The sequence below is a fragment of the Clostridium sp. Marseille-P299 genome (assembly GCF_900078195.1).
GTDB lineage: Bacteria > Bacillota > Clostridia > Lachnospirales > Lachnospiraceae > Lachnoclostridium.
This window is the reverse complement of sequence record NZ_FJVE01000006.1, coordinates 2,501-17,574: the sequence shown is the minus strand read 5'-3', so window position 1 is coordinate 17,574 and position 15,074 is coordinate 2,501. Positions and strand designations below refer to the sequence as shown.

The window sequence follows — 15,074 nt, the reverse complement described above, 5'->3', positions numbered from 1 at the left end:
GACAAAAATCATGACTAAAAACGTGACAAAAGGGAGCTTTACCTTACCTGGTGAATCTGGGTATGAAGAACTGACCCTCAAATTGGCAGAAAAATGGGGAGCAGACGTGATTCGTGATAGCGATGGAACAGTTTTATCAGACGAGATTTTAAATGCTGGTTATGGTATCTACTCTACTATTTGTATTATACGTGATCATAATACCTGGGCAAAAGATAATATGGATAAGCTTCAGCAGACCTTTCTTATGACTTCACCTAAAATTGCTTCAGAGACGACTTTAACAATCTCTTTAATGGATGATTTTTTTAAAGAACAATTTAAGATAAATGATTCTGTAGATTCTTTAAAATACTGGCAGGTATATGATCGTACAACTGGTATGGAAGTAGCTAGAGAACAGTGGAATTATCAAAAAGAGTCAGAAAGTGTTGTTATAGAAAATATTTGTTTATGGCATAAGTATACTGTAAGTTTTATGGCTTATCGTATTTGGGAAGAAATTTCGATGTACAATCATACGACGAATCATTGGGACAAAGAACATCTTATGCAAATTGACCCAATGCATGTAAAAACGCAGGAATATATGCTAGATTGGATGGAGAATTGGTGTAAGGCTCATCCAGATACAACAGTAGTTCGTTTTACATCAATGTTTTATAATTTTGTTTGGATATGGGGTAGCAGTGAGAGAAATAGACATCTCTTTTCAGATTGGGGGTCTTACGATTTTACAGTAAGCCCATTAGCACTTGATAAGTTTAAAGAAAAGTATGGGTACCAAATGACAGCAGAGGATTTTATCAATCAAGGTAAGTTAAATGTTACTCACATGGTAGCGAATAAGAAAAAGCTTGATTGGATGGAATTCATTAATGATTTTGTCATTACATTTGGTAAAAAGTTAATTGATATAACGCATAAGTACAATAAATTGGCTTATGTATTTTATGATGACAGTTGGGTTGGTATTGAACCATATAATGATAGATTTAAAGAATTTGGATTTGATGGCTTAATTAAATGTGTTTTTTCAGGATATGAGGCTAGGTTATGTGCGGGGGTTGACGTAGCTACACATGAATTAAGATTACATCCATATTTATTCCCGGTTGGGCTTGGTGGGCTTCCTACATTTATGGAAGGCGGAGACCCAACACTAGAAGCGAAAAAGTTTTGGAATAGCATACGCAGAGCATTGCTTCGAGTACCGATTGATCGAATTGGTCTAGGTGGTTATTTACATTTGGTAGAGCCATATCCAGACTTTTGCGATTATATTGAAAAGGTAGCAGATGAATTTCGTTTGATTAAGGAATTTCATAAAGCGGGTCATCCTCTTACAGTCAAATCTAAGGTAGCAGTTTTACATAGTTGGGGTAAATTAAGATCGTGGACCTTGTCCGGGCATTTTCATGAAACCTATATGCATGATTTAATTCATATCAATGAAGCTTTATCTGGCCTTCCGGTAGATGTATCTTTCATTAGTTTTGAAGATTTAAAACAGGGAGCACTTAATGACATTGATATTGTAATTAATGCAGGATATGCGGGCTCTGCATGGAGTGGCGGAGATTATTGGAAAGATGATGAGGTTGTTGAAATCCTTACAAAATGGGTTTACGAAGGTGGAACTTTCCTTGGTGTAAATGAACCATCTGCTGTGGAAGGATATGATACTTATTTTAGAATGGCTCATATTCTTGGAATTGATAAAGATACTGGGGCAAGGGTTTGCCATGGAAAATGGAAGTATGATACCACGAAGATAGAAGGACTTATTCCAAATAATTCATTTGTTAAGGGAAAAGAAAATTTATATTTAACGGATGGTCTAGCAGCAGTACTTGCGGATGAAAATGGAATTCCAACCATGACAATAAATTCCTATGGAAGTGGTAAAGGTATTTATTTATCTTCTTATGAATTGAGTTTGGAGAATACTAGATTGTTATTTAATTTAATCTTATACGTAGGAGGTACTCTCCTATCCAGTAAGTATGTTACAAGTAATCCATATACAGAATGTGCTTATTATCCGAACAGTCAGACATTGGTTGTTATTAATAACAGTGATGAAAAACAAGTAACAGAGATTGAGACAGACTTTGGAAGAAAATCAATTGTTTTGGAGGCATATGATACAAGTATTGTTGAATTGGAATAATTAATTATGTAGAAATGTATGGGGTGAAGTGGAACGGCTAGATTTTTAATTATTTTCAAATTAAAACTTAAGAATCTAAAATAATGTTGTATTTGAAATACCATAAAGGTTACTTTTACCCTTAAGTGTTAGATGTTTTATCTAATGATTTAAGTAAAATAATTTTTATGGTATTTTTTATTTTTTAAATCAAAGTGTAAGTTTTAAATACATTCTTTAAGAGAATGGAAAGGTGTGGTTGCAATATGTTTTATAGAGAATATGTATTTGGTGAATTATATAAAACGGATTCCAATATAGCTATTTCATCGGATTGTTTATATAGTTTAGAGAATGGATTTGGATTTGTCACAGAACAAAATAGGAATGAAATAGAAGAATTAAAAATAGCGGAATTGAATTCTGCATTTGAACCATGGTACTGGTTAGTAGGTGAAAAACTAACGAGCATAGAGCAGAGAACAAATGGCTGTATGATAGTTATGAACGAATCCCTTCCATTAATTTTTAAAAGCAATGTTCCACAGGCAGGTAATTATGAAGTTACGGTAACGATTGATACAGCGGATAAGGAGCTTTACGATGTCATGATTTTTAGTCAAAGAAGACGATTGATGGTACGTATTCCTTATCTTAGTGCTAATACTGTATTTGAACAAACATTTACTGTGAATGTTTGTGACATCATTCCACGTGGCAAAGAAATAGTGTTTAAAGATTCGTCCATTGATATTGCAATTTTAGCATCTACACCTATTGTATCTAAGATTTCAATTCGTGAATTAAAATGTAAAACAATCTATATTGCAGGGGATTCCACCGTAACTGATCAAGGTGCAGCGTATCCATATGATCCTGGTTGCTGTTACTCAGGATGGGCTCAAATGTTCCCAGCCTTTCTTATGAATGGAATAGCAGTATCGAACCATGCACATTCTGGACTTACTACTGAGTCATTTGTAAAAGAGGGGCATTACGATATCGTTAAAAAGTACATACAGCCAGGAGATTATTTTATCATGCAATTTGGGCATAACGATCAAAAGCTTACACATTTAGATGCATTTGGTGGCTATAAAGAACGTTTATGCAATTACGTGATTGAAATGAGAGGATTTGGCGCTATTCCAATAATAGTGACACCACTAGCAAGAAATACATGGAAATCAGATGGAAGTTACAATGATTTATTAAAGGATTTTGCAGAAGTGTGCATAGAAATTGGGAAAGAGATGAATGTAGCGGTTATAGACTTGCATCAAATGAGTATGGATTTTGTTTTAAAAGAAGGTTTGGAAAGAGCAAAACGATATTATTTTCCAAAAGATTATACCCATAGTAATGATTATGGTGCATACCAAATGGCTAGATATGTAGCAAGAGCATGCAAACAGGAAAATATCCCAGATTTGTCTTATTATATAAATGAATTAGAAGATGAATTCTTACCTCCAGATTCCATTACCTTGCCTATTCCACCAAAAGATTTTAAAGGTGAGTTATCAGAGAGTGTATTTACAAGTGAAGTTGAGCGGGCGGATGAATATATAACCAGAGCCGAGGCATTGGATTTTATTATCAAAGTAGTTCGTTTTGTACCAACAAATGTTTATAATGATCATTATCCTGATGTCTTAGGGCATGAATGGTATGCTGGGGTGGTAGAAGTATCGATACAAAATAATCTTTTAGATGATTATTTGGTGAAAGATAATTTGTTTCATCCAAATAACTTTGTAACGTGGGAAGAGCTAATATCCTATTGTATCAAAGGCTACTGCTGTAGAAAAGTTCTTACCAATGTGCCTGACTATGAGATTCCATCCGATGTAAGCCCTTATGCTATACCTTATGTGAAGAAAGCGATACATCTTTCAATCATTCCACATGAGTTCCAAGCTAAAAAATATATAACAAGGGGAGAGGCTGTTACTGTGTTAAAGCAGCTAGAATTAGTTTTATAAAAACAACGTGGGATGACATTAATGATAGTATCATAAATAGCAACAGGAAATGACATTAGAGATAGTCATAAATAGAACAGGGAATGCCATGAAAGAAATTATCATAAATAGCAACAGAGAATGCCATGGAAGATAGTATCATAAATAACAGCAGGGGATGCATTAGAAAAGGTATCTAAAAAGGAACCTGAGAAAGGGTTTTATAAATGAGGGAAGTTATCTTTGAGGAATTTCTGGATAGTTTAAAAATAGAGCGAGTGATTCTTAATAATGAGCAATCTATGCCAAGCAATTATTTTCCCGATGAGTATGAAATTTATTATTTGTTGAATGGAGAAGGCAATTTATTTATTGAGAAAGAAACATATAATATTAAAAAAGGAAGTTTAGTACTAATAAATAAAGGGCAAGTACATAAAATAAGTTTTTCTAAGGGCACTTTGTATGAACGCATATGGATACAATCAAAAGAGCAGGAATTTCAACTACTTTTTGCGATTGGTGAAAAAGAATCTCAAAACTTAGATCATTATTTTACTAAATTTCATGGAGTATTTGAGTTAAATGAAAAAGAGCAAAAGCATGTGGAATCTATTTTGTATGAAATTGCGGAGGAGATTAGAAAAAAGGATAGTGGATATCAATGGATGGCATATGTTAAACTCATCGAGTTCTTTATTTTTATTATACGAAGAAAGAGTAGTATCGACCTGAAAAATGATAAGACCTTATCTCCAAGACATGAAAAAGTAGAAGAAATAGCAGAATTCATAACTCGTAATTTTAACACAGAACAATCCTTAGAACAATTATCAGAGCAATTTGGTGTAAATAAAAATTATTTAAGCAGAGTATTTAAAGAAACCACAGGATTTACTGTGGCAGAATATGTGAATTTACAAAGGATGAAAAAATCACGAGAACTTTTATTAGACAAGTCGATTTCAATCAAGGAAGTTTCCGCATTGCTTGGTTATGAAAGTATTACTTATTTTGGGCGCATTTTTAAACGCTACATGGGAATCACTCCTTTAAAATACCGTAATAAAATGCTATTACAAAAGCAGTAAAAGAAGATTCCATATAAGTTAAGATTTTGGTATTAACTAGGAAAAGACTGTGTTATAATGTAGATACATGGTGCTCTTTTTGCACCATGTATCTAATGATGAAAAGTTCGAAGAACTTTTTAGAATCTAGTACTAAAAGTTAGAAGCTTTACAGTTTTTTCGTTTATGTTAAGGGAGATTAAGACTATGGATGATAAATTAAATCATAAAATATTACAATTAAGAGAAGTAATGAAAGCATATACTTCTTTAGATGAGGATTATATCAGCGATCAAAATGCTGGAATAATGCAACCTCCATTAGAGAAACCTGCATATGGGATAGAAACAATCGATTTAACGACAGAATTTGAACATGTTATAAAAAATAATGATTTTTTAAAGATTCTTACTACAAGAAAAAGTAGAAGAAAGTATGAAGATACAAAATTAACATTAGATGAATTATCTTTTTTATTATGGTCAACACAAGGCGTTAAAAAAGTAATTGGTAGAGAAAGAAAAGCAACCATACGTACAGTACCATCCGCTGGCGCAAGACATCCATTTGAGACATATCTTTTTATAAAAAATGTAGAAGGGCTTAAGCCAGGTTTATATCATTATTTAGCGATTGAACATAAATTAGAATTTTTAAAAGCATTTGAAAATATGGAAGAAAAACTTTCAAAAGCTTTTCTAGGTCAAGACTTTTTTGGAAATGCACCAATTTCTATTCTTTGGACGGTAACGCCGTATCGTTCCGAATGGCGTTATACTACAAAAGCACAAAAGTATTCATTGATCGATGTTGGACATGTTTGCCAGAATTTATATTTAGCTTGCGAAGCAATTGGTTGTGGAACATGTGCAATTGGTGCTTATGAGCAAGAACTTGCAGATGAATTATTAGAGCTTGATACAACTCCATCATTCTCAAAAGAAAATGAATTTGTTGTTTATGCAGCATCCGTAGGAAAGGTGGCACAAGATGATTAATATAGCAATATTAGGCGCAGGTAGAATTGCAAAATCAATGGCAAAAACTGTGAATGGGATGAAGGAAGCAAACCTTTATGGAATCGCTTCTAGAACCATTGAAAAAGCATTAGAATTTGCAGAAGAATTTCATATTGAGCATGCTTACGGTTCATATGAAGAAATGGTTAAGGACCCGAATATTGATTTGGTTTATATTGCAACTCCACATTCTCATCATTACGAATATTCGATGCTTTGCCTAGAGCATGGTAAACATGTTTTATGTGAAAAAGCGTTTACGGCAAATGCAAAGCAGGCAAAAGAAGTACTTTCATTTGCAAAAGAGAAAGGTCTTCTAATCACAGAAGCTATTTGGTCTCGTTATATGCCAATGGCTAAAACAATTAAAGATCTAATCGTAGATGGTGTAATTGGAGAGGTACACACCTTGCACTCTGATTTTGGCGCTAGGAATTTCAATGTACCAAGAATGAGTAAACCAGAGCTTGCAGGAGGGGCACTTCTTGACTTGGGAATATATCCTCTTACCTTTGCAGCGATAACTTTTGGGCTTGATATAGAGGATATTAAAACTACAGCAATTCTAAATGAGTATGGGGTTGATGCACAGCATAGTATTATTTTAAAATATAAGGATAATAAGTTAGCAACTCTAAATAGTTCGATGTTAAGTAAAATGGAATCAAGAGCCGTAGTATATGGTTCGGAAGGATATTTCGTAGTTAAGGGCATGACAAATTACGAAAGCATTGAAATTTATAATAACGCAAATGAACTTATTAAGACAATACATCGTCCAGAGCAAATCACAGGCTATGAATACGAGGTGTTAGCTGCTATTAAAGCAATCAAAGATGGAGAACTAGAGTGTCCTCAGATGCCACATGACGAAACAATTCGTATGATGGAGTTTATGGATCAATTACGAAAAATGTGGGGAGTTCATTACCCATTTGACTAAATTTATGGAGGTAGTATATGAGATTAGTATTAAATGCATAGCATAGGCTATTGCATACTGTAAATTAGATGAATAGCCTTTGCTTTTAACTAACAAAAAAATTGTAAGGGAGAAGCAAAATGAGCTATGTAAAAGCAGCAGATATATTGCCAGATGAGATTATAGAATTAATTCAATCCTACGTGGATGGAGAATGTATATATATTCCAAGAAAAGCAGAACGAAAAAAAGCATGGGGTGAAAATACCAAAAGCAAGGAAATGATTATAATAAGAAATACCGAGATATTTCAAGCCTATATGGAAGGGGTTTCGGTGCAAGAGCTTTCAGAGAAATATTACTTATCTATAAAAAGCATCAAAGGAATAATATCTAGAATTAAAAAAGAAAATAGTTAACAGAATGCGCGATATCGTAGGAAACGGTATGGCGCATTTTTTACGTGTATCTACTATGTTTAATAGTGTTTTCTTGTAATGTTTTATAGCATATCTCCGTACATTTCAACTATAAATGTAAAATAATTACAAATATATATTTACATTATAGGGAAAGAAGGTAGAATATAAATATAAAATGTAAAAAAATTACTTATTTGTCAAAGATAATCATATGGGAGGTGAAGATAGCAATTTAATAAGCTCTTTAAGATAAAGTTTAAAATCAATATACTTAAGAATTTACTATTTGTTGGATTATATTCTATGAACTACTTAACTATCAAAAGATGAACAAGTTGATGATAAGTTACGAATGAGAATTTAAGACACAATTATTAAATAGGAGGTTGATGTTTTTGAAAACATTGTGTAAGTATATTGTTCTTTATCTAATTGGTGGTTTGATTTACATAACACTTGAAATCTTATATAAAGGTGATAGTCATTGGAGTATGGTAGTTGTTGGTGGATTGGCCTTTCTTCTATGTGGCCTTATAAACAAAGGACTTGATTGTACCTTACCGCTTTGGCAACAAGGAATCATCGGCGGAGCACTTATTACGTTATTAGAATTAATAGCTGGGATTATTATAAATATTATCTTAAAATTAGATGTTTGGGATTATACGAATTATAAATTAAATTTTCTTGGCCAAATATGTGTACCATTTTCTATACTTTGGTGTCTATTAGCTATTGTTGCAATTGTAGTAAATAATTATATCAGATATTTTCTTTTTGGGGAGAGTAAACCTCATTATAGATTGGGGGGATTAAATTAAGTAATGCTGTAATAAACCAGTGATAGATACCATTGTCATATTTAAATGAAAATTATAATATAATACCTGGTATCAAGAAAATGGACAGTTAGAACATCAAAAGTACTTTTGTTTAAAAACTCGAGTTGTATTTCGTGTTGTATAATAACGAAATTGTTGTATAATTCGAGGAAAATATTAATACAAGAAAAATAAAAACACGTATAATACCAGTAAATATCAGTACTATACGTGTTTTTGCTACTTCTTAAAGATGGAGCTGAGGGGAATCGAACCCCTGTCCGAAAGCCCATCCATTACAGCATCTCCCATTACAGTCTATCTTTTAACATTCCCTCCATCTATCGCCAACAGACAGGCTATAGACTTTAGTAGCTTCATAAGTTCTTTTATCTCCTCAAAGCTTTGGAAATAAAGTGCCCTGCAAATTTGATGCCGAGGTCTTAAGCCGCAGGAAGCTTAAGTTCGACAGCTGCCACTAGGCAGCGTACGCTAAATTTTCGTCTGCGTTTATATTTAATTCTAAGTTTTTACGTGGTCCTAGTCCACGAATGGCTTCCGTAATTTCAAAACCCCCGTCGAAACCAGTACAACCCCTGGTTTTAACTTAATTGTAACTATTGACAAGTTTTATGAAAAAAATTACAATTAAGATGATTTCATCAGACGTAAACTAAGTATAATATAGAGAAATTGAAATGTCAATAGAACAGTGATAGATTCGAATAGTAGAAAATTGGAAATAAATATTGAAGAATTATATTAAAACTTGAATTTAATTACTATTTTTATATCTCACTATAATAACGAAATTAATGTCTTGATATCTTATAGCTATAAGTAAGAAATTTTGAGAGCACTTTTAGCAATAATTTATTTTCTGTGCATATAATATAATTTTTTTAGTATGTGTATTCTAATAATAAGAAGGATAAAGATAAGAGTATACAATGTTATGTATGTACATAATAAGAAACAATAAGAAAGAGATGTAATATAATAATGTTTATTAATTTAAATAGAGATAACTAAAAACTATAATCTGTTAATTAAAACTAAAAGTTACCATATATCATTTTTCAATTAAAACTTAAAAGTTATCATCTATCAAGTATTAATTAAAAAACCAAGGTTATTTACTAGAGACTATTAGCCATAAACTATTAACTATTAACTATAAACTATAGACTATAAACTATAAACGATTTACTAGATATAAAGTTTGGAACTAGTAGGAAAGCCAATTGATAAAATAAGTTTACAGAAAGGGTGATTTATTATGGAGAAGATTAGCTTCTTTGATACGAAATCTTATGATCGTACGTATTTTGATAAACTAAAAGATAAATATGGATTCGAAATCGAGTATTTCGAAGAAAAATTAAATAGTAAAACAGCGATTATGGCCAATGGTAGTGATGCTGTTGTAGCTTTCGTAAATGATACAATCGATAAAGATACAATTGAAGTACTTGATTCCTTGGGTATAAAAATTATTGGCATGCGATGTGCAGGATATAACAATGTGGATTTTGAAGCTGCTTATAATAAAATACATGTAGTAAGTGTACCGGCATACTCCCCCTATGCAGTAGCAGAATTTGCAATGGGAATGTTACTTACTTTAAATCGAAAATATCATCGTGCATTTAACCGTACAAGAGAATTTAATTTTAATCTTGAAGGATTAGCAGGTTTCGATATTCATGGTAAAACCATTGGTGTCGTAGGTACTGGGCGTATTGGTCAGGCTTTTATAAGTTTGTGTTCAGGTTTTGGAGCGAATATCATAGCGTATGACCCTTACCCAAATAAAAATCTAGATGTGCATTATGTGACCTTTGAAGAATTGTGTAAACAATCGGATATCATTTCACTACATTGCCCATTAACAAAAGATACCTACCATCTAATCAATAAAGAAAGTATTGCGAATATGAAAGATGGCGTATATATAATTAATACATCAAGAGGTGCATTGATTGAGAGTGAAAGTCTATTAGAAGCTGTGAAACAATTAAAAGTAGGTGCAGCAGGTCTTGATGTATATGAGGAAGAAGCCGATTTATTTTTTGAGGATTTTTCAAGTAGTATCATACAAGATGATACGTTAGCAAGATTAATCTCAATGCCTAATATTTTAGTAACATCACATCAAGCATTTTTAACTGCAGAAGCACTAAGTAATATTGCAGAAACGACTCTTCATAACTTAAGAGATTATTTTGATAACAAGCCACTGCCGAATGAAATATGTTATAATTGCATTAAGGCTACAACCTGTAAGAAAGATCATAAAGAACGTTGCTTTTAATCTTACAATATACTTTCATTGCAAACATATGAAGAATGTGATAGGATGTTTATAATTTTAATGGGGGTGTCTTAAAACTAACGTTATTATATATAGTTTAAGGCATCCTCTTTTTTCTACGAATTAGAAAGATTTTACTAAAAAGACTAGAATTTATATACGAAAGGAAATAAAAAATGAGAAAAACGGTTAAATTGGGAATTACATTAGCTATGGTTGCTTTATTATCCATTGGTTGCAAGGGGACTGATAATAAGGATGTAAATCCAAATCCTACCACAACAGTTACTGATGAAACGAATACTGATAATAATGGAGGAGAAACATTAAAAGAAGAACCAACATTATCAGAGGAAGCAAAGAAATTAACTCAATTTGCTGATTTGAAAAAGGGTGATACAGTCGCTGAAATCGTAATTAAAGACTATGGAACTATTACAATAAAATTATTTCCTAAATATGCTCCTAAGGCAGTTGAAAACTTTACGACTTTAGCAAAAGAAGGAAAATATGATGGCGTAAGCTTTCATCGAATTATAGATAACTTCATGATTCAAGGTGGTGACCCAACTGGAACTGGACGAGGCGGCAGCAGTATCTGGGATGAGCCGTTTGAAGATGAATTTACGGATAAATTACAACCTTTCCGTGGAGCTTTGTGTATGGCTAATTCAGGTGCAGACACAAACGGAAGTCAGTTTTTTATAGTAGATGCCGACGCAGCATCCGTGCAAGAGATGAAGACATTAATTGATGAGCGTTATAAGGATGAACTTAGTTTCAAGGATTATTTTAAAGAAGCATATGGTGTTTCTTTAAGTGAAGAGCAAATAAACAATTATTTAACATATGGTGGAACTCCATGGTTATATGAAAAACATACTGTATTTGGACAAGTTATGGATGGCTTTTCAGTGTTAGATAAGGTGGCAAGTATCCCGGTGGATAGTGAAACGAAAGCCCCTTTGACTCAAGTTATTATGGAAACAGTAAAAATATATGAATATACAGGAAAGTAGAAAATATAGATTAATAAATTTTTATTATATAAAGAAATTTGTTGATTCACAAATAGTTCATAATTATCTATGGAAAGAAATCAATTATTTCACAGTTTTTTCATAACTGTTTATTATACTTCTTTTAGATTAAACACTTACGGAGGTGCGGGATGGAATCATTAAAAATATTAGTTGTTGACGATGAAAGTAGAATGCGAAAATTAGTTAAAGACTTCTTATCACGCAATAATTACGATGTGATTGAAGCTGAAAATGGTGAGGCTGCAGTTGATATTTTCTTTGAACAAAAGGATATTGCATTAATTATATTAGATGTTATGATGCCTAAAATGGATGGATGGCAGGTTTGCAGAGAAATTCGCCAGTATTCTAAGGTACCGATTATTATGTTAACTGCAAAAAGCGATGAAAAAGATGAGTTGTTAGGGTTTGAACTTGGCGTTGATGAATACATTTCTAAACCATTTAGTCCGAAAATCTTAGTTGCTAGAGTAGAAGCAATTCTTCGAAGAACCAACCAACAAGAAGAGGGAGTAATAGAAGTCGGAGGAATACTCATTGATAAAGCAGCACATCAAGTAAAAATTGATAATAATAACGTAGATCTAAGCGTTAAGGAATTTGAATTACTTTATTATTTTGTTATGAATAAAGGGGTTGCATTATCTAGAGAAAAGATTTTGAATAATGTTTGGAATTATGACTACTTTGGAGATGCTAGAACAATAGATACGCATGTAAAGAAACTACGTAGCAAAATGGGCGACAAAGGGGATTATATCAAGACGATTTGGGGTATGGGATATAAGTTTGAGGTAGAATAATGAAGCATTCCATACGATTAAAAATTACACTGTTATTAACTGCGTCTATTGTTTTAACGATATTTGCAAGTTGGATGATTAATAAGTCATTTTTAACCCTTTATTATCAATATAGTAAAGTTAAGGCGCTTGATGAGACATATACTGAATTAAATAACATTTTTAATAATATAGATGAAAATGGTTCATTGTCAGAATCAGATGCTATCCGAATAGGGCAATTAGGTTTTAAAAACAATCTAATTATGTGGATTTATACTGGAAGTCCAGATCCAATTACCAATGGCTCTAAAACTGATGTGAAGCGGATAGAAAAGTCAATGTTAGCTTATTTTGGTGGCTTTTCGAATTACGAAGGAATCAATGTTTTAGATCATATTAAGGTTAAAGAAGGAGCATATGATATATATAAACAGTATGATATGCTTATGGATTCCAATTCGATAGATCTCTTAGGCAAATTAGATAGTGGCTACATTGTATTCTTCCGTACTAACTTTCAAAATTTACAAGATAACGTTGCTATTTCAAATAAATTCTTATCATATGTCGGTATTTTTGTAACAATACTGGGAACAGCTGCAATGTTTATTATTAGCCGTAGATTTACAAGGCCTATTCTTGAGTTGTCTGAGATTGCTAAGAAAATGTCAGATTTAGATTTTGATGTAAAATACGAAGTTAAAACACAAGATGAGATAGGGTTACTTGGAACAAGCATTAATACACTATCTGAACGTTTAGAACAGACAATTTCGGAGCTAAAGAGTGCAAATAATGAACTGCAATCTGATATTGATAACAAAATACAAATTGATGAGATGCGAAAAGATTTTCTATCCAATGTTACTCATGAATTAAAAACTCCAATTGCGTTGATTCAAGGATATGCAGAAGGTTTAAAAGAAAATATTTCAGATGATCAAGAGAGTAGAGATTTTTACTGTGAAGTCATTATTGATGAAGCAATGAAAATGAACAACATGGTGAAAAAGTTATTATCACTTAATCAAATTGAGTTTGGTAATAATCAGGTGGAATTTGAGCGATTTGATATTGTGGCGTTAATACAATCTGTCTTAAACTCAACTGATATTTTAATAAAACAAAAGAATATTACAGTCATCTTTGATGAGAAAGAACCAGTTTATGTTTGGGCAGATGAGTACATGATTGAGGAAGTTGTTACTAACTATATAAGCAATGCAATACATCATGTTAGTGGAGCGAACATAATTGAAGTAAAATTAATTCGTATCAATGATTTGGTTCGTATCGCAGTTTATAACACGGGAGCTAATATTCCAGAAGAAGATCTTGATAAAATTTGGATTAAGTTCTATAAAGTTGATAAAGCGAGAACAAGAGAATATGGTGGAAGTGGTATTGGACTTTCTATAGTTAAGGCAATTATGACTTCTCATAATCGTGAGTGTGGTGTAGTCAACCATCAATCAGGCGTAGAGTTCTGGTTTGAATTAGATGCTAAAAGTTAATTAAATGGAATGTAATTATGCTAGTTTTTAAGTTTAATCAACTTAAAACTTGTGTAATTGCATTCTTTTTTTTCATTATAGGAATTAATCTTATTAATAATACTTCGTTTAATTTACTTTTTCTACTCTTATATAGTACGTATCTACTATAAGTGATATTTATTTTACTATTGATATTAATTAAAATAATTAGATTGCCGATAAGTAAAATAAGTGTTATTATTATAAAAGGATAAAAATACTAAATTTGTATATAGTATGGGAGGAAATCCATTGAAATTTAAAATGTTTCTTGCAATTTCGGGGCTTAGTATGTTACTTTTAACTGGGTGTGCCAGTTCTATTTCGCTAACTGACAATGAATCAGATATAGTTGCCGAATACATTGCTGGTTTGATATTTAAGTATGATAAAAATTATGAGGAAGTTCTAATTAATCCTGAAGAGGATGAGGAAAGTAATGTAGACACAGTTACTACCACACCAACGCCATCTCCTACTTTAGCAATTGCTGATGAAAATAAAGATGTTACAAATAAGGATGAAGCAAGCTTCATTAATGATAGTAATTTACAAGCAAATGCTGATTTTACAGAAGTTATTGGTGTAAAAAACTTAACAATAGAATATAGTGGATATGAGATAAAAGACAGTCTATCAGATACTTACTTTAATATTGAAGCAGGAGACGGTAAACAATTATTAATTGTGAAATTTAAGGTGAAAAATAATTCAAAAAAAGACATCGCTTTAAATCTAGCTAAATCAGACATTTTATATCAACTAGATATTAATACAGGAAATTTTCAAAAACCATTATTAACATTTCTAGATAACGATTTGAGATTAATCGATACTACTGTAAAGGGAAATTCTACCTTAGATACTGTATTGGTATTTAGTGTTTATGATAAGGTTAATCTAGATGTTGTTAATGTTATTATTTCACATGCACACAAGACAGCAATTGTTAAATTGAAATAATACAATGCAGGGAGGAACCAATTTGGAACCGATATTTATTGAGAAGAAAAGAACGAAATTTTT

Annotated in this window: 13 protein-coding genes and 1 other RNA gene (1 of these 14 cut by a window edge); 13 read left to right on the top strand and 1 reads right to left on the bottom strand. The window is 31.9% G+C overall.

Features of this window, described 5'->3' with window-relative positions; genetic code table 11:
* Nucleotides 1-10 precede the first annotated feature (10 nt).
* From gnpA to BN4220_RS04150, 7 genes are all read left to right on the top strand, one after another.
* Nucleotides 11-2,173 carry a 1,3-beta-galactosyl-N-acetylhexosamine phosphorylase gene (gene gnpA, locus BN4220_RS04180; protein ID WP_066714066.1) on the top strand — a complete coding sequence of 721 codons (2,163 nt, stop codon included), beginning with the start codon at nucleotides 11-13 and terminating at the stop codon, nucleotides 2,171-2,173.
* A gap of 245 nt (nucleotides 2,174-2,418) precedes the next feature.
* A complete protein-coding gene (locus BN4220_RS04175) occupies nucleotides 2,419-4,137 on the top strand; it encodes a rhamnogalacturonan acetylesterase (protein WP_066714064.1) in 1,719 nt (572 codons plus the stop codon).
* A 206-nt stretch (nucleotides 4,138-4,343) separates the two neighbouring features.
* Nucleotides 4,344-5,207 carry an AraC family transcriptional regulator gene (locus BN4220_RS04170; protein ID WP_066714062.1) on the top strand — a complete coding sequence of 288 codons (864 nt, stop codon included), beginning with the start codon at nucleotides 4,344-4,346 and terminating at the stop codon, nucleotides 5,205-5,207.
* Between the two features lie 186 nt (nucleotides 5,208-5,393).
* Entirely contained in the window at nucleotides 5,394-6,185 is a 792-nt protein-coding gene (locus BN4220_RS04165) for a SagB/ThcOx family dehydrogenase (RefSeq protein ID WP_066714061.1), read from the top strand.
* Nucleotides 6,178-7,149 (top strand): Gfo/Idh/MocA family protein, encoded by a 972-nt coding sequence (locus BN4220_RS04160; RefSeq protein ID WP_347477047.1) that lies wholly within the window; start codon nucleotides 6,178-6,180, stop codon nucleotides 7,147-7,149. The genes BN4220_RS04165 and BN4220_RS04160 overlap by 8 nt, the downstream gene beginning before the upstream one ends.
* Before the next feature lie 119 nt (nucleotides 7,150-7,268).
* Nucleotides 7,269-7,547, top strand: a complete 279-nt coding sequence (locus tag BN4220_RS04155; RefSeq protein ID WP_066714060.1) for a CD3324 family protein — start codon at nucleotides 7,269-7,271, stop codon at nucleotides 7,545-7,547.
* A gap of 392 nt (nucleotides 7,548-7,939) precedes the next feature.
* Nucleotides 7,940-8,371: a putative ABC transporter permease gene (locus BN4220_RS04150; protein WP_066714059.1), complete on the top strand. Its 432-nt coding sequence runs from the start codon at nucleotides 7,940-7,942 to the stop codon at nucleotides 8,369-8,371.
* Nucleotides 8,372-8,622: 251 nt separating this feature from the next.
* On the opposite strand, the gene ssrA is transcribed toward BN4220_RS04150, so the two are convergent.
* Nucleotides 8,623-8,968, bottom strand: a transfer-messenger RNA (tmRNA) gene (gene ssrA, locus BN4220_RS04145).
* Nucleotides 8,969-9,650: 682 nt separating this feature from the next.
* Between ssrA and BN4220_RS04140 the strand changes: the two genes are divergently transcribed.
* The 6 genes from BN4220_RS04140 to BN4220_RS04115 form a co-directional block, all read left to right on the top strand.
* Nucleotides 9,651-10,685: a 2-hydroxyacid dehydrogenase gene (locus BN4220_RS04140; RefSeq protein ID WP_066714055.1), complete on the top strand. Its 1,035-nt coding sequence runs from the start codon at nucleotides 9,651-9,653 to the stop codon at nucleotides 10,683-10,685.
* A 176-nt stretch (nucleotides 10,686-10,861) separates the two neighbouring features.
* Nucleotides 10,862-11,704 (top strand): peptidylprolyl isomerase, encoded by an 843-nt coding sequence (locus tag BN4220_RS04135; RefSeq protein WP_066714053.1) that lies wholly within the window; start codon nucleotides 10,862-10,864, stop codon nucleotides 11,702-11,704.
* A gap of 152 nt (nucleotides 11,705-11,856) precedes the next feature.
* Complete coding sequence (locus BN4220_RS04130; protein WP_066714051.1) at nucleotides 11,857-12,531, top strand: response regulator transcription factor; 675 nt, start codon at nucleotides 11,857-11,859, stop codon at nucleotides 12,529-12,531.
* Nucleotides 12,531-14,027 carry a sensor histidine kinase gene (locus tag BN4220_RS04125; protein ID WP_066714049.1) on the top strand — a complete coding sequence of 499 codons (1,497 nt, stop codon included), beginning with the start codon at nucleotides 12,531-12,533 and terminating at the stop codon, nucleotides 14,025-14,027. The genes BN4220_RS04130 and BN4220_RS04125 overlap by 1 nt, the downstream gene beginning before the upstream one ends.
* A gap of 273 nt (nucleotides 14,028-14,300) precedes the next feature.
* On the top strand, nucleotides 14,301-15,011 hold the full coding sequence (locus tag BN4220_RS04120; RefSeq protein ID WP_066714047.1) for a hypothetical protein: 711 nt from the start codon (nucleotides 14,301-14,303) through the stop codon (nucleotides 15,009-15,011).
* A gap of 22 nt (nucleotides 15,012-15,033) precedes the next feature.
* A protein-coding gene (locus BN4220_RS04115) for a PH domain-containing protein (RefSeq protein ID WP_148401687.1) crosses the window boundary here: on the top strand, nucleotides 15,034-15,074 show its 5' end (the start). Its footprint extends 337 nt past the window's final position; 41 of the gene's 378 nt are visible here — the first part of the coding sequence; it begins with the start codon at nucleotides 15,034-15,036; the stop codon falls past the right edge of the window.